The organism is Rhizobium ruizarguesonis (genome assembly GCF_017357285.1).
Lineage (GTDB): Bacteria > Pseudomonadota > Alphaproteobacteria > Rhizobiales > Rhizobiaceae > Rhizobium > Rhizobium ruizarguesonis.
The window spans coordinates 3,560,451-3,575,757 of record NZ_CP071678.1 but is presented as its reverse complement, the minus strand read 5'-3'; the positions used below and the strand labels follow the sequence as shown (position 1 = coordinate 3,575,757).

The window sequence follows — 15,307 nt, the reverse complement described above, 5'->3', positions numbered from 1 at the left end:
CGGCATTTGTTGCGGCTTATTCGTGGCAATGGCCGAATTCGACGATGCCACTGATTTCAGGGGATAAATCCGGATGACTTCAGAGATTGATTCAAGATCTTCGCATGGCGTTTCGACCGCGTGACGCAAGCCTCTCCGAAGGGGGCGGCATGCCGGGCTGGCGGAGCGGCGAACCGATCAATAAGAATCATGCCACCATGACGCCTTTCCGCTTGAAATGCCGTCACACATTGGACATAGAGCTAACCGCAGAACTCCGGTCCCGGCTTTCTGCCCGTTTCAACCATTAGGACCGTTATCATGGCTTTCCTTGCCGATGCTCTTTCCCGTGTGAAGCCTTCAGCCACCATCGCCGTCTCCCAGAAAGCGCGCGAGCTGAAAGCAAAAGGACGTGACGTCATTGGCCTCGGCGCGGGTGAGCCGGATTTCGATACGCCCGATAATATCAAGAAGGCCGCCATCGACGCGATCAACCGCGGCGAAACGAAGTACACGCCGGTTTCCGGCATTCCCGAGTTGCGCAAGGCGATCGCCGCCAAGTTCAAGCGCGAGAACGGCCTCGACTATTCCTGGGAGCAGACGATCGTCGGCACTGGCGGCAAGCAGATCCTTTTCAACGCCTTCATGGCAACGCTGAACCCCGGCGACGAAGTCGTCATCCCGGCGCCTTACTGGGTTTCCTATCCTGAGATGGTGGCGCTGTGCGGCGGCACGCCGGTTTTCGTTTCGGCCACCCAGGAGCATAACTTCAAGCTCCAGGCGGCCGATCTCGAAAAGGCGATCACGCCGAAGACCAAGTGGTTCATTTTCAACTCTCCGTCCAACCCGACGGGGGCGGCCTATACACATGACGAGCTGAAGGCGCTGACGGATGTGCTGATGAAGAATCCGCAGGTCTGGGTGCTGACCGACGACATGTACGAGCACCTGACCTATGGCGACTTCAAGTTCGTCACGCCTGTGGAAGTCGAGCCTAAGCTCTACGACCGCACGTTGACGATGAACGGCGTCTCCAAGGCCTATGCGATGACCGGCTGGCGTATCGGCTATGCGGCCGGCCCGATCCAGCTCATCAAGGCCATGGACATGATCCAGGGGCAGCAGACCTCGGGTGCGACGTCAATCGCCCAGTGGGCGGCTGTCGAAGCGCTGAACGGCACGCAGGACTTCATCCCTGCGAACAAGAAGATCTTCGAAGGCCGTCGCGATCTCGTCGTTTCGATGCTGAATCAGGCCAAGGGCATCGTCTGCCCGGTGCCGGAAGGCGCCTTCTATGTCTATCCGTCCTGCGCCGGCCTGATCGGCAAGACGGCGCCGTCAGGCAAGGTCATCGCGACGGACGAGGATTTCGTCTCCGAACTGCTGGAATCCGAAGGCGTTGCCGTCGTTCATGGTTCGGCCTTCGGCCTCGGCCCGAACTTCCGCATCTCCTACGCGACTTCGGAAGAGTTGCTCGAGGAAGCCTGCCGCCGCATCCAGCGCTTCTGCGGCGCCTGCAAGTAAGCGGGTTTTCAAAAACACCGATCGAAGGCCTGGCGGCGACGGCGGGCCTTTTTGTTTGCTGCGACGTTGGACTGGCGCTGCGATTATCGCTCACATCCCGATTCAACGTGCTGCGGAGTTGATTCCGCTTTGCCTTGCAAGCCGTTGAAATCGGATTCAAAACGTGACGCAGAGTGACGGTCCGGCGGCTGATCTGCGGTTGCGGGTTGGCATCAAACCAACTAGATATCCGGCATCAAGTTGAAGTTGCCGCTTCGGGAGGCCGGGATTTTGCAGCAGAGTGCCGTGATCGTCTGTTCGGATGTCAACATGCTGCCTGCCGCCTGCTGCACCCTGCTTTCCGTCAAGCGCAATCTCTCGGGTCCTGCCGTAGAGTTCCTGCTTCTCGGCATCGACCTCAAGCCGAACGAGATCGCCGAGGTGGAAAATTTCGCGCGGCTGCATGACATGGCGATCAGGGTGCTGCCCTACAATACGCCGGATACGGCGCTGCAGGCGCGGGGCCGCTGGTCGGGTGCGACATTGGCGCGACTCTACATGGATCTGCATATACCCGATCATATCGAGCGCCTGCTCTATCTCGACGCCGATGTGCTGGCGGTTTCGCCGGTCGACGAACTCTTCACGAGAAATCTTCAAGGCAAAGCCCTTGCTGCGGTCGACGATTATGTCATGGCCTTTCCTGAGAAGGCCGGTGCGCGACAGCGGAAGATCGGCATGCGTGAGGATGGCCGCTACTTCAATGCCGGCGTGCTGCTGTTCGACTGGTCGGCCTGCCGGGAGAGGGAGCTTTTTGCCAGGACACGGGAGATCTTCGAGGAGCGGTCGCATCTTTTCGAGAATAACGACCAGGATGCGCTGAATGTCACTTTCGACGGCGACTGGCTGGTGCTCGATCCGCGCTGGAACACGCAGACGGGCTTGCTGCCCTTCGTCGGCCGGCCGGCGATCCTTCATTTTACCGGCCGGAAAAAGCCGTGGCAGGCCACCGTGCCCTGGGTGCACCGGCGGATGGCCAAGCACTATATCGAGGATCTCGGCAATACACCGTGGGCCTCTTTCTGCAGGCAGCCGTCGATGGCGGGCCGGGTTGCGGGTTTCCTCTCGCATTTGGGGAAGCGCCTCGGCGGGCTGACGCGGGTGGCACGAACGCGCGCCTATTTCAGCAACAACTAGTAAGGCGGGCAGAGCGCATCGTCCTTGGAAAGTGCATGTGAGGCGATATGGAAGCAATCCCCAGCGATAACAAGGCTGCGACCGCTCCGGATGGCGGCTTCAAATTCTTGACGCCGGAAGCGTGGAAGGCGCTATTGTCGGGCTATTCCCATGTCGTGCTGGTAGCAAACAGCGAGGCGGTCGATCTCGAACGGCTGCGGAGCGAATTGCCGGAGACGGCGCTCTACGTCTTCTTCAACAAGGTCTATAAGGTGCTCGACGAACCCTTCGTCGGCCATTCCATGCTGGTTGCCCGCAGCGACGTGATGGGCGCCCATATCGTCCATCGGCGCGAAGCGGCGGATGTCTTGCGCTTCTTTGGCGGCGACGATTTCCTCGGCGTCGTCAACATCCGGGTCTCCGCCGAGGAAAATCTCAGCGAAAAGAGCTGCTTCGAAGGCGCTAAGGCCCGTCACCTTGATCTGACACAAATGCTCGCCGATCTCTATCCGATCGGCAAGATCGCGACGAGCGGCTTTGCGGTAGCGCTGTGGCTCGGCGATCTGCAGCTGCCGGGCAAGATCCTGCTTGCCGGCTTTTCGGCGAAGCGGAGCGAGAAGTGGAAGGTGTTCGACGTGCACGACTGGACGTTCGAGCAGATCTTCCTGCGTCTCTTTGCGCGCATGGGGTCGATCTCGATGGTGGGCGGCGTCAATGCCAGCCCCTATTCGGCGCTCGCCAAACGGTTTCCTGAGGTGCCGCCGATCGAGATCGCGATGACTGCGGCTGAGGTCTTGTCGGAGCGGCTCGACAATACGAACAGCCAGATCGACAGGCTGATGTCAGTCACTAAATTCATCCGAGCCGTCGACAATTTCTTTCGGCGGTTCAAACCGAAAACCCGCAAGCAGCGTTTTCTCGAAAAGTCGCAGGGATGACTGTCGCAGGCCTTTGCTAACAGGCGTGGGTGGCCAAAAACGCTGTTTCCGATACCAATCAATTCATCTCTCTATACTGGCGATCGAGGTGGGCAATGGAACAACAGAACGTCCGAATTTTCGTGGGATTCGATCCCAAGGAAGTGGTTGCCTACCACGTTCTCGTGCAGAGCATCATCGAGAAGTCGTCGATCCCGGTCGAGTTCTCGCCCATTGCGCTCTCCAATCTTGGCGGGATTTTCACCCGCCAGCGCAACGCGCTGCAATCCACGGAGTTCTCCTTCTCGCGTTTCCTGACTCCCTATCTGAGCGGTTACGGGGGCTGGAGCATCTTCATGGATTGCGACATGCTGATGCGTGCCGATATCGCCGAGCTTTGGGCATTGCGCGACTGGCGTTACGCCGTTATGTGCGTCAAACACGATTACCAGCCGAAGATCGACACCAAGTTCCTCGGCCAGGCGCAGACCAAGTACGAAAAGAAGAACTGGTCGAGCTTCATCCTCTTCAACAATGACGAATGCCGCGCACTGACGCCCAACTACGTCAATACCGCGACCGGGCTGCAACTGCATCAGTTCAAATGGCTGGAGAATGAAGACCTCATAGGCGAATTGCCGGTGACGTGGAATTACCTCGTCAATGAATACGACTACCGCGAAGACGCCAAGAACGTCCATTTCACCGATGGCGGGCCGTATTTCGAGGAATACAAGAACGACGATTACGCCGAGGAATGGTTCGCAGCCCGCGAACGCCTGCTCTTCGCCCAACAGCCCGCCTAAACAGCTTGTTCTTTCCCTTTCTCCGCGGGGGCGGGAGCCTTCAAAGCCCCAGCGCGGTCAGCATGACGAAGGTGGCGAAGAGGATGAAATGCGTCATGCCCTCGATAGCGTTGGTCTCGCCGTCGTTGAGGTTGATCGCGGCCGCAATCAGCGTGATCGCCACCATCACCGTCTGTACCGGGGTCATCGCCATCATGAAGGGCTGGCCGGTATAGAGCGCGATCGCTTCCATGACGGGCACGGTCAGGATGACCGTCGACAGCGAGGCGCCCATGGCGATGTTGACCGTCGCCTGCATGCGGTTCCTGAGTGCCGCCCTCAACGCGGTCAGGATCTCGGGTGCGGCCGAAATTGCCGCGACGACCACGGCGGTCACCGCGATCGGCGCGCCGCTGTCGCGCAGGCCTTCGGTCATGAAGGCCGCCATGAACTCCGCCAGCAGGCCGATGATGACGACGCCGACGAGAATGGTGGCGATCGAAATCGCGGCCGACTCGTCGGGGCCATGCTCGTCCGGACTTTCCTTCTTTCGTTCGGAGCGCGGATAGCTGTAGCTGAAGAAATAGCTGTGCTGGCCAACCTGCATGCGCAGGAAGAGGCCGTAAAGCGCGATCATCGCGACGATGGTGAAGGCGGAATAATAGTGCCATTTGTCGCTGGGCACGAATTCCGGCACGATCATCGAGATGCCCATGGCGGTGAGGATCATCACGCCGTAGGTCTTGCCGGAATTGTCGTTATAGGGCTGTTCGCCGTGCTTGAGGCCGCCGAGCAGGGCGGCCAGGCCGAGAATGCCGTTGATATCGAGCATCAGGGCCGAATAGATCGTGTCGCGTACTAGCGTCGGCGAGCTCTCGCCGCTCATCATGATGGCGAGGATGATAACTTCGACGGCGACGGCCGAGAGCGTCAGGATCATCGTGCCGTAGGGATCGCCGACCTTGACGGCGAGCAGCTCGGCATGATGGGCAACGCGGATCGAGGCGAGCACGATGGTGCCGACCAGGGCAGCGGCGGCAATCAGCGCGACGCCGCGCCCCATCTCGATCACTGCTTGTTCCAAGAGATAGGCGATCGCTGCAACGACAAGTGCGGCGACCAGAAATTTTTCCTCTTTAAGGCGTGACGCAATCCCCAAGCCTCTGCTCCTGTTCAGATTCATGCATTTTATCTAAGTCACTGATTTCGCCTATCAAGCAAGCCCCGGCCGAGTGCCATTTGCAGTCTTCGGCGTTTAATGGAATACTGAACGTTATCGGGGCCGGAAAGCAGATCGCGGCGTCCTCGAATTCTCGTCAAGCGGCCGCGATGATCCGGATCCTGTCCGGAAGCGTGCGAATGCGCAACAAGAAGATGAGGAGACGGATGCATGATCAAGGTGGTCTACGAAGTCGTGCCGCATGACGGCGGCTGGGCCTACAGGCTGGGAGGTGTCTATTCCGAGGCATTCCCGACCCATGCCGAGGCGCTCGAAGCTGCACGCATCGTCGCGGCCGAACAGCAGGTCGGCGGCGATTCCGCCGAGATCAGTTGGCAGGACGAGAACGGCAAGTGGCATGAAGAATATGCCGAGGGCGGCGACCGGCCGGAAACCGAGGTGGTGGACGGCCAGTGGAAGGATCGCACGGCCGAGGCCTCGCAAGGCATCGGAAACTAACCATCTCCCGCCAATGCCCGCGCGACGATCGCATCGACGAATTCGCGCTTATGCGCAGTATAGCCGTCGCCGTCCATCCGGAATTCGGCTGCCAGCCTGCGTTTGAGTGCGGCATAATCGGCCGCCGCCAGTGGATGCGCGATGAGGTAATCCCGGAAAGCCAGCCTGTTTCGATGCGTGCCGTTGCCTGTCGGGCAAAGGTAGACCCGTTCCGCCGGCACCGAACCTCTCGATAGAAGAGCCCAGACATCGTCGTCATAGCGGTTGCCGCGCGGCTCGTAGCCTTCGGCCAGAAGCACGCGTGTGGCGTCCTCGATATGCCCGGGGCCGGGAAGAACGATGTCGATATCGATGAGCGGCTTGGCGATCATGCCCGGTATGGACGTGCTGCCGATGTGATCGATGAACAACACCTGCGGCAGCAAAGCCAGAAGCCTGCCGCGGATGCGCTGGAAGGCTTGTGGCCATTGCGGATCGCAGGGCACGAGTTCAACCGCATGGTGCTTTGTCATTTGCATCCCGCTGGGGTGCACGTCCGATAAGACGCGTTAAGGAGGCTCTATCGCTTCGAAATTTGCGCATGATTCTTTGCGAAAATCGATTCTGATTATTGCGATTATGCGCTGGTCGAATATCGGAGATAGTCCTGAAGCCCCTTGACCAATACGTCAAAGGTAGCGCGGCAGCGCGGCGAAGACTTCAGGCTCTCATGCATCGCCACCCACGTGCCGAGCGGTAGGCTGAAGGCATCAGGCAGGATGTGAACAAGGTCGGGATTTTCACGCGCGAGCCCTCTCTGGCAGATGCCGATGCCGACGCCGGCGCGGATTGCGGAAAGCTGGGCAAGATTGCTGTCGGTCCTGTAGGAGAACTCGATGCCGGGCACCGCATAGCGTTTCATCACCATGCGGACATAGGCCGTCTGGCGGTCGAAGCCGATAAGCCGGTGGTTTGCGAGGTCAGCCAGGGTTTGCGGTATGCCGTATCGTTCGAGATAACGGCGATGGGCGTGAAAGCCGAGCGGGATATCGCCGATGCGGCGCACGACGAGTGCAGCCTGCTGCGGCTCCGCCATGCGCACGGCGATATCGGCCTCGCGGTTCACCAGGTCCTCGATCGTATCGGATGCGGAGAGCTCGATCTGCAGTTCGGGATAAGTCTCCTGCAGCAGTCCGAGAATCCCGGGCAGCACTTCGACGGCGATGACCTCGCTGGCGCTGATCCTAACCGTTCCAGCCACGCGCTCGCGCTGCCCGGATGCGGTGCGTAAAAGGGCGGCCGTGGTTGCCGCCAGCGTCTCGGCGTAAGGCTTCAGCGCCAGTGCGGCGTCCGTTGCCAGCAGCCCATTCGGTGAGCGGGTGAAGAGTTCGGCGCCGATCGCCAGTTCCAGTGCGTCGACATGGCGGCCTATGGTCGGCTGGGTCAGCCCCAGTTCGCGGGCGGCGGCCGACAGCGATCCCTGTTGGAGCACGGTCAGGAAACTGCGGTAGAAATCCCAGCTGGGTTCAGAGTTCATATATTTTCGTATATCAGATGCATTTCTTTCGTCAATTTCGTTTATATCCCTCTGATGGCATGATCCTCTCATTCCATCGAAGGAGATGATTGTCATGAACAGCGAAATGAAGACGACGGCCCTCATTCTCGGCGCCACCGGCGGTATCGGCGGCGCGGTGGCCCGCAAGCTGCTGGCGCGCGGCTGGCGCATCCGGGCGCTCAATCGTGATGCCGCCAAGGTGTCGAGGAACGAGCCAGCCTTCGACTGGGTGCAGGGCGATGCGATGAATGTCGGCGACGTCCTGAAGGCGGCTGAAGGCGTCGGCCTGATCGTCCATGCCGTCAACCCACCTGGCTACCGCGACTGGGAAACGCTGGTGCTGCCGATGCTCGACAATACCATCGCCGCTGCTCGCGCCGTCGGCGCGCGAATCGTGCTGCCGGGCAATATTTATAATTTTGGTCCCGATGCCCTGCCGACGCCGACGGAAGAAAGCCCGCAGCATCCAACGACGAAGAAGGGGGCGATCCGCGTCGAAATGGAGAAGCGGCTGAAGGCGGCGTCGCAGTCCGGCGCCGGCGCCATCATCGTCAGGGCAGGGGATTTCTTCGGTCCAGGCGCGACGGCCAACAGCTGGTTTTCGTCCGGTCTCGTGACCCCAGGCAAGCCGGTTGGCACGATCAGGAACCCGGCACGGCGCGGCATCGGTCATCAATGGGCCTACCTGCCCGACATGGCGGAAGCCGTTGTCCAGCTCATCGAACGGGCCGATCGGCTGCCGCCTTTCTCCGTCTATCACATGGAGGGCTTCTGGGATGCGGACGGCATGCAGATGGCCGAAGCAATCAAGCGCGTCGCCGGCGGCAAAGCAAAGATCGGCAACTTCCCCTGGTGGATCGTGCCGCTGGCCGCTCCTTTTGTTCCTGTGATGCGGGAGATCAAGGAGATGCGCTATCTCTGGAAGGTGCCGGTGCGGATGCGGAACACCAGGCTTACGGCCGAACTCGGCGGGGAACCGCAGACGCCGATCGACGAGGCGGTCAGGGCTTCGCTCGTGGCGCTTGGCTGCCTGCCCGAACCGCGTCGTGACACGGCGGCTGCCTTTGTCGGGCACCCGTCGCAGAACGCGGGTTAGCTCTCGAGTTCGGCCAGCGCGATCCGGGCGACCGTCATGGCCGTTTCTGCCTGCTGAATATTCGGATCACCGAGGAACCAGGCGGCGGAAAGACCGGAATAGGCGGCGATCCATTGCAGCAGTCGCTTCGGCTCCAGCTTCGCCTCCGCTGAAACGATGGCGAGTTGGCGGCGGAAACGGGCGGGATCGGTGATCATTGGCAGTTCTTCGTTGGCGAAGATATTGGCGAAATCGAAGCCGCGCTCGCCGTACAGCCGCTTCGGATCGATCGCCAGCCAGCCGCGCGCCTGGAAATCGAGAATGTTGCCGTGATGGATGTCGCCGTGGAGGATGGTGACATCACGCTGATCGGCAAGGAGGACGTTGGCGATCGCCGAGCAATCGGCAAGCGTGCTGCCATGCTTGCCTGCTGCCGGCTCCAGATCGCGAAACCAGCGGGTGAGGGGCACGGGATCGGGAAGCGGTTTTTCGCGCGGCGCATGCAGCCGTGCCGCCGTCCCGCAGAGGATGCGGCTTGCCTCATCGTCCTCGCCGTTCTTCGCCATGGCAAGCAGCGAGCGTTTTCCCGTCGCCCGTTCCAGCAGCACGGCGTCGCCCTCATGGGCGTAGACATAGGCTGCGCCGTCACCGTCCCACCACTGCATCAGAAGCGCGCCGTATCGTTCGTCGATATCTGCCGCCACTTTCAGCATGGCGGGCCTGTCCCGCCAGAGGACCGGCAGCAGGCGGCTGGAATGGGTAATGATGGGTTCACCGTCTGATATCAGCGACCAGCGATCAAGATGGGGACTAAACATGGCGCAACTTACCAAGACGTCGTGAAAATGCGAATCCCGCCTCTCGGCGGGATTCGCGTTCGCATGTGAAAGATTCAGGCGACGTTTTCGAGGACGGGATAGTCGATATAGCCCTTGCTGGTGCCACCGTAAAAGGTCGACTGGTCGGGCGTGTTGAGCGGCAGATTGTGTACCAGGCGCTCGACGAGATCGGGATTGGCGATGAAAGGCTTGCCGAAGGCGATGAGATCAGCGCGGCCGCTTTCGACGGCGTCGATCGCCAGATCGCGATCGTAGCCATTGTTGACCATCCAGTCGGCTTTGCCGCCGGCCTTTTCATAAGTCAGGCGCAGTGCCTTGTAATCGAAGGCGGGATTGTCGCCCTGCTTGTAGTCGCGCTCGCCGCCGGTCTGGCCTTCGACGACATGGATATAGGCGAGGTCGTATTTGGCCAGCCCTTCGACGACATTTGCGAAGGTCGCTTGCGGATTGGAATCGTAGCTTTCGCCGGACGGCGTCACCGGCGAGATGCGGATCGCCGTGCGGCCGGCGCCGATTTCCTTGACCACGGCATCGACGACTTCGAAAGTCAGACGGGTGCGGTTTTCGATCGAGCCGCCATATGCATCGGTACGGTCATTGACGCCGTCGCGGATGAACTGGTCAAGGAGATAGCCGTTGGCGCCGTGGATCTCGACACCGTCGAAGCCGGCGTCGATCGCCGCCCGGGCAGCCTTGCGGTAATCCTCGATGATGCCGGGGATTTCGGCGGTTTCGAGCGCGCGCGGCTCGGAGGTGTCGGCAAAGCTGCCGGTGCCGTCGGCATTGACCAGATAGGTCTTGGCCTTGGCGACGCGATTGGTCGAAGAAACCGGCTTGCCGTCGTTCGGCTGCAGCGTCGTGTGCGAGATGCGGCCGACATGCCACATCTGGACGACGATCTTGCCGCCGGCCGAGTGAACGGCGTCGGTGACGCGCTTCCAACCGTCGAGAGCCTCTTTGGTGTAGAGACCAGGCACGTTGGCATAACCCTGGCCCTGATGGGTGATCGCGGTTGCTTCGGTGATAATCAGGCCTGATGTGGCGCGCTGGCGGTAGTATTCGACGTTGAGGTCGTTGGGGATTGCGCCCGGCGAACGGTTGCGGGTGAGTGGCGCCATGACGATGCGGTTCTTAACCGATATGTCGCCGACTTTCGTGGGTTCGAAAAGCTTGGCCATGATGGTCCTTTCTTTTGCGGGAGGATCACTCGGCAGGGGCGAGGGCGGCCCGGCCCCTGGCGGAGAGATAGGTGAGCGCCGTCGCGCCGAGGCCGATCAGGGCCATCAAGGCTGCAGCGAGCGGAACGCGGGTGAGATCGAAGCCGGCGTCGATGACCAGGCCGCCCACCCAGGCGCCGAGCGCATTGCCGGTGTTGAAGGCGCCGATATTGATTGTCGAAACCAGGTTCGGGGCGTCCTTGCCGAAGCCGACGACGCCGACCTGCAGTGCCGGCACGGCGGCGAAGCTTGCCATCGCCCAGAGGAAGAGGGTGATTTCAGCCGGGATGAAGAAGCGGCTTGTATAGCTGAAGGCGATGGAGGTGATGGCGATCGCGGCGAAGACGCCGGCAAGCGTCGCGCCGAGGCGCCAATCGGCAAGTTTGCCGCCGACGAGGTTGCCGATGGTCAGTCCGAGGCCGATCAGGAACAGCGTCCAGGTGACGCCTTCCGGTGATACGCCGGTGACGTCGCGCAGCAACGGCGCGATATAGGTGAAGGGGGCGAACATCGAGGCGGCGAAAAAGACAGTGGTGGAGAGCGCCAACCACAGGCCGCTATTCTTGAGGGCTGCGATCTCGCGCAGGATGCTGCCGTTTTCTTGCTGCTTGTCCCTGGGCAGGATGGCGATCAGGCCTGATATGGTGACGATGCCGATGACGGTGACGACGCCGAAGGTGGCGCGCCAGCCATAGGCCTGGCCGATCGCGGTGCCAAGCGGCACGCCGAGAACATTGGCGAGCGTCAGGCCGGTGAACATCGGCGCGACGGCGCGGGCCCTGCGGTCTTCGGCAACGAGGCCGGCGGCTACCACCGAGCCGATGCCGAAGAAGGCGCCGTGGCAAAGTGCTGTCACGACACGGGCGATCATCAGCACCCAATAGTCGCTCGCCAGAGCGCAAAGCAAATTGCCGGCGATGAAGAAGGCCATCAGCGCAATCAGGGCGGTACGGCGCTTCAGCTTCGCGGTCAAAACGGCCATCACAGGGGCGCCGATCGCGACCGCCAGGGCATAACCGGTGACCAGCCATCCGGCCTGCGGGATGGTCACAGAGAGATCGGCGGCGACCTCCGGCAACAGACCCATGATGACGAATTCGGTGGTGCCTATCGCAAACGAGCTCAAGGCAAGAACGAGGAGGGCGAGGGGCATTCTAAAGATCCTGCGTCAGTTGCTTGAGGAAGGCGGCGATCGTTTCTTCGTTGCGCTTATAAAAGATCCACTGGCCGACGCGTTTGGTGGTGACGAGGTCGGCGCGATGCAGCGTGCCGAGATGGGCAGAGACCGTCGACTGCGACAGGCCGCAGCGTTCGAACTGGCTGGCGCAGACGCCCATTTCGAAAGGATGCTCCTGCGAGGGGAAATGTTCCTCGGGGTTTTTCAGCCAGCTCAGAATGTCCATCCGGGTGGGATGGGCGAGCGCCCTGATAATTTCGTCTTTGTCCATCGTTGTTCGCCGAACTATAAATCGTGTTTAACCGATATATTGATCGTCAGGCTTCGATATGCAAATCACGGAGGCGTGAGGCAGTGGTTTTTAGTGAATGCGCAAATTTTGGGCAAAAAAAGAGGGCCACCGGAAAACCAGGGCCCTTATAATTGTGAAGGTCAAAAACCTCCAGAGGGGAACAGCTAATGCGGTGGTACTGGGAGAGAAACCACAAGATGCATCAGCTGAGAGAGATATGGTGCTTCCTTGAGCAGGTTTCAATGCTTTTTTGTGCATGTCTGCTATGCGTCGCACAATTTTTTTGCGGTGCGGCATTTATCGAGGAAGCAAGGACAAAAAAAGAGGGCCACTGGAAAACCAGGGCCCTTATAAGTGTGAAGGTCAAAAACCTCCAGAGGGGAACAGCTAATGCGGTGGAACTGGGAGGAAAAGCCACCATGTGCATCAGCTATGTGCGATATGGTGGTTTATTGGGCAAGCGGCAACCCTCATTTGTGCATGTCAGTCATGCACGTTCTGCATAGTCGGTAATTCATCAATAAAACCGGGCTTAAAAGTTCCAGTTTCTGGCCTTGCTGACGATAAAATCGCGGAAGGCCTTCAGCTTGGCGGCGTTCTTGATCTCGTCGGGATAGCAGAAATAGGTGTCGAAGGACGGGACGTCGGCATTGATCGCCAGCTGAATCAGGCCGGGGTCGCGGCCGACGATGTAATCCGGCAGGCAGGCGACACCGATTCCGAGCAGGGCGGCGCGCTTGATCGAGGTCTGGCTGTTGATCTGCAGATGCGGGATGCGCTTGTTGTCGGAGGAGCGGCCGGCGACCTCAAGCCAATTGACATCGAGCAGGTAACTCGGCGCCGGCTCGCCAAAGGTGATGATGCGGTGATTGTCGAGATCCTCGACCTTCTGCGGCTCGCCGTGGCGATTGATGTAGGACGGGGCCGCATAGACGTGCATGTGCACAGTGAAGAGCTTGCGCTGGATGAGGTCGGATTGCTGCGGCTGGCGCAGGCGGATCGCGCAGTCGGCATGACGCATGTTCACATCCACTTCCTCGTTGTCGAGGATCAGCTGGATCTGCACATCGGGATAGAGCTGCAGGAATTCCTGGATCTTGTCGGTCAGCCAGCCCTGGCCGAGGCCGACCGTCGTCGTGACGCGCAGCTTGCCGGATGGCGTCTCGGTCGTCTCGGTGAGCTGCATCTTCACGGTTTCGAGCTTCAGCAGCACGTCATGGGCGGTGCGGTAAAGCAGCTCGCCCTGTTCCGTCAGAATTAGGCCGCGTGCGTGGCGATGAAACAGCTTGGTGCCGACATCCTGCTCCAGCGCGCTGACCTGGCGGCTGATGGCGGATTGGGACAGATGCAGTTTATCCGCCGCATGCGTGAACGAACCCGCCTCGGCAGCTGCGTGAAAAATACGCAGCTTGTCCCAATCCAATGGCATTCCCCCACCCCTCATGCCGATCTTACTCCGCGGCCACGGCGACGGGCATGTGGCCCGTCAAGTATCGCTCGGCTTCAAGTGCAGCCATGCACCCCAAGCCGGCTGCAGTGATCGCCTGGCGGAACGTATCATCCGTCACGTCGCCCGCGGCATAGACTCCGTCCAGGCTGGTCGCGGTCGAATCCGGCGCGGTCCAGAGATAGCCATTGTCCTTCAGCTTCAGCTTGTCCTTGAAGAGCTCGGTTGCCGGCGCATGGCCGATCGCAACGAAGACGCCATCGATTACCATATCGGTGATCGTGCCCGTGCGGGTGTCGCGCAGGCGCGCGCCGGATACGGATTGCGGCATTGGCGGCTTGGCCGGTGTGCCTGTTATTTCGGCCACTTCGGTATTCCACAGAACCTTGACATTGTCCTTGGAGAACAGGCGTTCCTGCAGGATCTTCTCGGCTCGGAAGAAGTCGCGCCGGTGCACTAATGTCACCGACTTGGCGATGTTGGAGAGATAGAGCGCCTCTTCGACGGCGCTGTTGCCACCGCCAACCACGATCACATCCTTGTTGCGATAGAAGAAACCGTCGCACGTGGCGCAGGCCGAAACGCCGAAGCCCTGGAAATGCTGCTCGCTCTCGATGCCGAGCCACTTGGCCTTGGCGCCGGTGGCAATGATCAGCGTATCGGCGGTCCAGACCTGGCCGCCGTCGGTGCGGGCGACGAAAGGACGCTGGTTCATGTCAACTTCAGTCACGAGGTCGTTGACGATCTCGGCGCCGACATGTTTTGCCTGCTGCAGCATCTGTTCCATCAGCCAGGGACCCTGGATCGGATCGGCAAAACCCGGATAGTTCTCGACATCGGTGGTGATCATCAGCTGGCCGCCCTGTTCGAGACCGGCGATCAAAACCGGTTTCAGCATGGCGCGCGCGGCATAGACCGCGGCAGTATAGCCTGCGGGTCCGGAACCGATGATGAGCACCTTGGTATGGCGGGCAGGCATGTCATTTCCTTTCGACTGGCAGGAGGGCGGCGGCTAAGTGGCGATTGCGGCCGTTTCGCGGTCCATCCGCCATTTATGAACGTCCAATGCTTTTATTCAAGGGCAGCCTTGCGTTACCAACAAGGCAAATCGCCCGGATATGCAAGAATCCGTCATGGGCGTGAAACTTTCTTGCGTATTCCGCGGCTTTATATAGAAGCTCCCCGCGGAGAATTAAAGAAAGGCAATGATGTGGGGCGTGCGGAACTCGACGTCATCGATATAAAGATCCTCCGGGAGCTGCAGGCCGATGGCCGCATGACCAATGTGGAGCTTGCCGATCGCGTCGGCATCTCGGCGCCGCCTTGCCTGCGCCGGGTGCGCAAGCTCGAGGAAGCCGGCATTATCGAGGGCTACCACGCGATGCTGAACAGCCCGAAGCTCGGCTTCGACCTCGTCGCTTTTTGTATGGTCGGCCTCAAGCACCAGTCGGAAGGCAATCTCAAGGCGTTTGCCGCCGCCACCGCCGAATGGCCGCTGGTGCGCCAGGCCTGGATGGTCTCCGGCGACAGCGATTTCCTGCTGCATTGCGTGGCGGAGAACCTCACCCGCTTTCAGGATTTTGTCATCGAGGTGCTGACGGCGAACGAACATGTCGATACCGTGCGCACCATGCTGACGATCCGGCAGGTGAAGAAGCTGGGACTGGTGGAAGTCTGAAGCCACT

16 protein-coding genes are annotated in these 15,307 nt (G+C 60.4%); 7 read left to right on the top strand and 9 right to left on the bottom strand.

All coding sequences use genetic code 11. The features are described 5' to 3' along the window. Positions 1 to 300: 300 nt before the first annotated feature. From J3P73_RS17740 to J3P73_RS17725, 4 genes are all read left to right on the top strand, one after another. Positions 301 to 1,503 carry a pyridoxal phosphate-dependent aminotransferase gene (locus J3P73_RS17740; protein ID WP_130692345.1) on the top strand — a complete coding sequence of 401 codons (1,203 nt, stop codon included), beginning with the start codon at positions 301 to 303 and terminating at the stop codon, positions 1,501 to 1,503. Positions 1,504 to 1,773: 270 nt separating this feature from the next. After that, complete coding sequence (locus tag J3P73_RS17735) at positions 1,774 to 2,679, top strand: glycosyltransferase family 8 protein (protein ID WP_130692343.1); 906 nt, start codon at positions 1,774 to 1,776, stop codon at positions 2,677 to 2,679. Between the two features lie 47 nt (positions 2,680 to 2,726). Continuing rightward, the gene (locus J3P73_RS17730; protein ID WP_130692341.1) at positions 2,727 to 3,596 is read left to right on the top strand and encodes a 3-deoxy-manno-octulosonate cytidylyltransferase; all 870 of its coding nucleotides are present in this window, start codon (positions 2,727 to 2,729) and stop codon (positions 3,594 to 3,596) included. A 95-nt stretch (positions 3,597 to 3,691) separates the two neighbouring features. Beyond that, on the top strand, positions 3,692 to 4,381 hold the full coding sequence (locus J3P73_RS17725; RefSeq protein ID WP_018074003.1) for an LPS glycosyltransferase: 690 nt from the start codon (positions 3,692 to 3,694) through the stop codon (positions 4,379 to 4,381). Between the two features lie 40 nt (positions 4,382 to 4,421). On the opposite strand, the gene J3P73_RS17720 is transcribed toward J3P73_RS17725, so the two are convergent. Beyond that, positions 4,422 to 5,519, bottom strand: coding sequence for a calcium:cation antiporter (locus tag J3P73_RS17720; protein ID WP_130692339.1), 1,098 nt, complete (start codon positions 5,517 to 5,519; stop codon positions 4,422 to 4,424). A gap of 231 nt (positions 5,520 to 5,750) precedes the next feature. On the opposite strand from J3P73_RS17720, the gene J3P73_RS17715 reads away from it, so the two are divergent. Then, positions 5,751 to 6,038, top strand: coding sequence for a DUF2188 domain-containing protein (locus J3P73_RS17715; RefSeq protein WP_018074005.1), 288 nt, complete (start codon positions 5,751 to 5,753; stop codon positions 6,036 to 6,038). Here the strand turns inward: J3P73_RS17715 and J3P73_RS17710 are convergent. Together J3P73_RS17710 and J3P73_RS17705 are read right to left on the bottom strand one after the other, a co-directional pair. Beyond that, positions 6,035 to 6,550, bottom strand: coding sequence for a GrpB family protein (locus J3P73_RS17710; RefSeq protein WP_018074006.1), 516 nt, complete (start codon positions 6,548 to 6,550; stop codon positions 6,035 to 6,037). The two genes, J3P73_RS17715 and J3P73_RS17710, sit on opposite strands and share 4 nt — an antisense overlap. A 104-nt stretch (positions 6,551 to 6,654) precedes the next feature. Further along, positions 6,655 to 7,554, bottom strand: coding sequence for a LysR family transcriptional regulator (locus tag J3P73_RS17705; protein ID WP_130692337.1), 900 nt, complete (start codon positions 7,552 to 7,554; stop codon positions 6,655 to 6,657). Between the two features lie 94 nt (positions 7,555 to 7,648). Between J3P73_RS17705 and J3P73_RS17700 the strand changes: the two genes are divergently transcribed. Then, complete coding sequence (locus tag J3P73_RS17700) at positions 7,649 to 8,671, top strand: NAD(P)H-binding protein (RefSeq protein WP_018074008.1); 1,023 nt, start codon at positions 7,649 to 7,651, stop codon at positions 8,669 to 8,671. Here the strand turns inward: J3P73_RS17700 and J3P73_RS17695 are convergent. The 6 genes from J3P73_RS17695 to trxB all read right to left on the bottom strand — a co-directional run bounded on the left by J3P73_RS17695 (position 8,668) and on the right by trxB (position 14,601). Further along, positions 8,668 to 9,468, bottom strand: a complete 801-nt coding sequence (locus J3P73_RS17695) for an aminoglycoside phosphotransferase family protein (protein WP_130692335.1) — start codon at positions 9,466 to 9,468, stop codon at positions 8,668 to 8,670. The genes J3P73_RS17700 and J3P73_RS17695 overlap by 4 nt on opposite strands. A 74-nt stretch (positions 9,469 to 9,542) precedes the next feature. Then, positions 9,543 to 10,667, bottom strand: a complete 1,125-nt coding sequence (locus tag J3P73_RS17690; protein WP_018074010.1) for an alkene reductase — start codon at positions 10,665 to 10,667, stop codon at positions 9,543 to 9,545. A 25-nt stretch (positions 10,668 to 10,692) separates the two neighbouring features. Continuing rightward, positions 10,693 to 11,859 (bottom strand): MFS transporter, encoded by a 1,167-nt coding sequence (locus tag J3P73_RS17685; RefSeq protein WP_207579677.1) that lies wholly within the window; start codon positions 11,857 to 11,859, stop codon positions 10,693 to 10,695. A gap of 1 nt (position 11,860) precedes the next feature. Beyond that, positions 11,861 to 12,154, bottom strand: a complete 294-nt coding sequence (locus J3P73_RS17680; RefSeq protein WP_018074012.1) for an ArsR/SmtB family transcription factor — start codon at positions 12,152 to 12,154, stop codon at positions 11,861 to 11,863. Positions 12,155 to 12,707: 553 nt separating this feature from the next. After that, entirely contained in the window at positions 12,708 to 13,604 is an 897-nt protein-coding gene (locus J3P73_RS17675; protein WP_018446649.1) for a LysR family transcriptional regulator VtlR, read from the bottom strand. A gap of 22 nt (positions 13,605 to 13,626) precedes the next feature. Further along, complete coding sequence (trxB, locus tag J3P73_RS17670; protein ID WP_018074013.1) at positions 13,627 to 14,601, bottom strand: thioredoxin-disulfide reductase; 975 nt, start codon at positions 14,599 to 14,601, stop codon at positions 13,627 to 13,629. 231 nt (positions 14,602 to 14,832) lie between these two features. Here trxB and J3P73_RS17665 point away from each other — a divergent pair, with 231 nt between their 5' ends. Beyond that, positions 14,833 to 15,300, top strand: coding sequence for an Lrp/AsnC family transcriptional regulator (locus tag J3P73_RS17665; RefSeq protein ID WP_003541645.1), 468 nt, complete (start codon positions 14,833 to 14,835; stop codon positions 15,298 to 15,300). Positions 15,301 to 15,307: the final 7 nt, after the last annotated feature.

Excerpts from the sequence above, each read along its gene's own strand:
- J3P73_RS17695 (WP_130692335.1), bottom strand. The coding sequence starts at position 9,468 with ATGTTTAGTCCCCATCTTGATCGCTGGTCGCTGATATCAGACGGTGAA.
- J3P73_RS17715 (WP_018074005.1), top strand. The coding sequence starts at position 5,751 with ATGATCAAGGTGGTCTACGAAGTCGTGCCGCATGACGGCGGCTGGGCC.
- J3P73_RS17705 (WP_130692337.1), bottom strand. The coding sequence starts at position 7,554 with ATGAACTCTGAACCCAGCTGGGATTTCTACCGCAGTTTCCTGACCGTG.
- trxB (WP_018074013.1), bottom strand. The coding sequence starts at position 14,601 with ATGCCTGCCCGCCATACCAAGGTGCTCATCATCGGTTCCGGACCCGCA.
- J3P73_RS17680 (WP_018074012.1), bottom strand. The coding sequence starts at position 12,154 with ATGGACAAAGACGAAATTATCAGGGCGCTCGCCCATCCCACCCGGATG.
- J3P73_RS17710 (WP_018074006.1), bottom strand. The coding sequence starts at position 6,550 with ATGACAAAGCACCATGCGGTTGAACTCGTGCCCTGCGATCCGCAATGG.
- J3P73_RS17725 (WP_018074003.1), top strand. The coding sequence starts at position 3,692 with ATGGAACAACAGAACGTCCGAATTTTCGTGGGATTCGATCCCAAGGAA.
- J3P73_RS17740 (WP_130692345.1), top strand. The coding sequence starts at position 301 with ATGGCTTTCCTTGCCGATGCTCTTTCCCGTGTGAAGCCTTCAGCCACC.
- J3P73_RS17700 (WP_018074008.1), top strand. The coding sequence starts at position 7,649 with ATGAACAGCGAAATGAAGACGACGGCCCTCATTCTCGGCGCCACCGGC.
- J3P73_RS17690 (WP_018074010.1), bottom strand. The coding sequence starts at position 10,667 with ATGGCCAAGCTTTTCGAACCCACGAAAGTCGGCGACATATCGGTTAAG.
- J3P73_RS17730 (WP_130692341.1), top strand. The coding sequence starts at position 2,727 with ATGGAAGCAATCCCCAGCGATAACAAGGCTGCGACCGCTCCGGATGGC.
- J3P73_RS17675 (WP_018446649.1), bottom strand. The coding sequence starts at position 13,604 with ATGCCATTGGATTGGGACAAGCTGCGTATTTTTCACGCAGCTGCCGAG.
- J3P73_RS17685 (WP_207579677.1), bottom strand. The coding sequence starts at position 11,859 with ATGCCCCTCGCCCTCCTCGTTCTTGCCTTGAGCTCGTTTGCGATAGGC.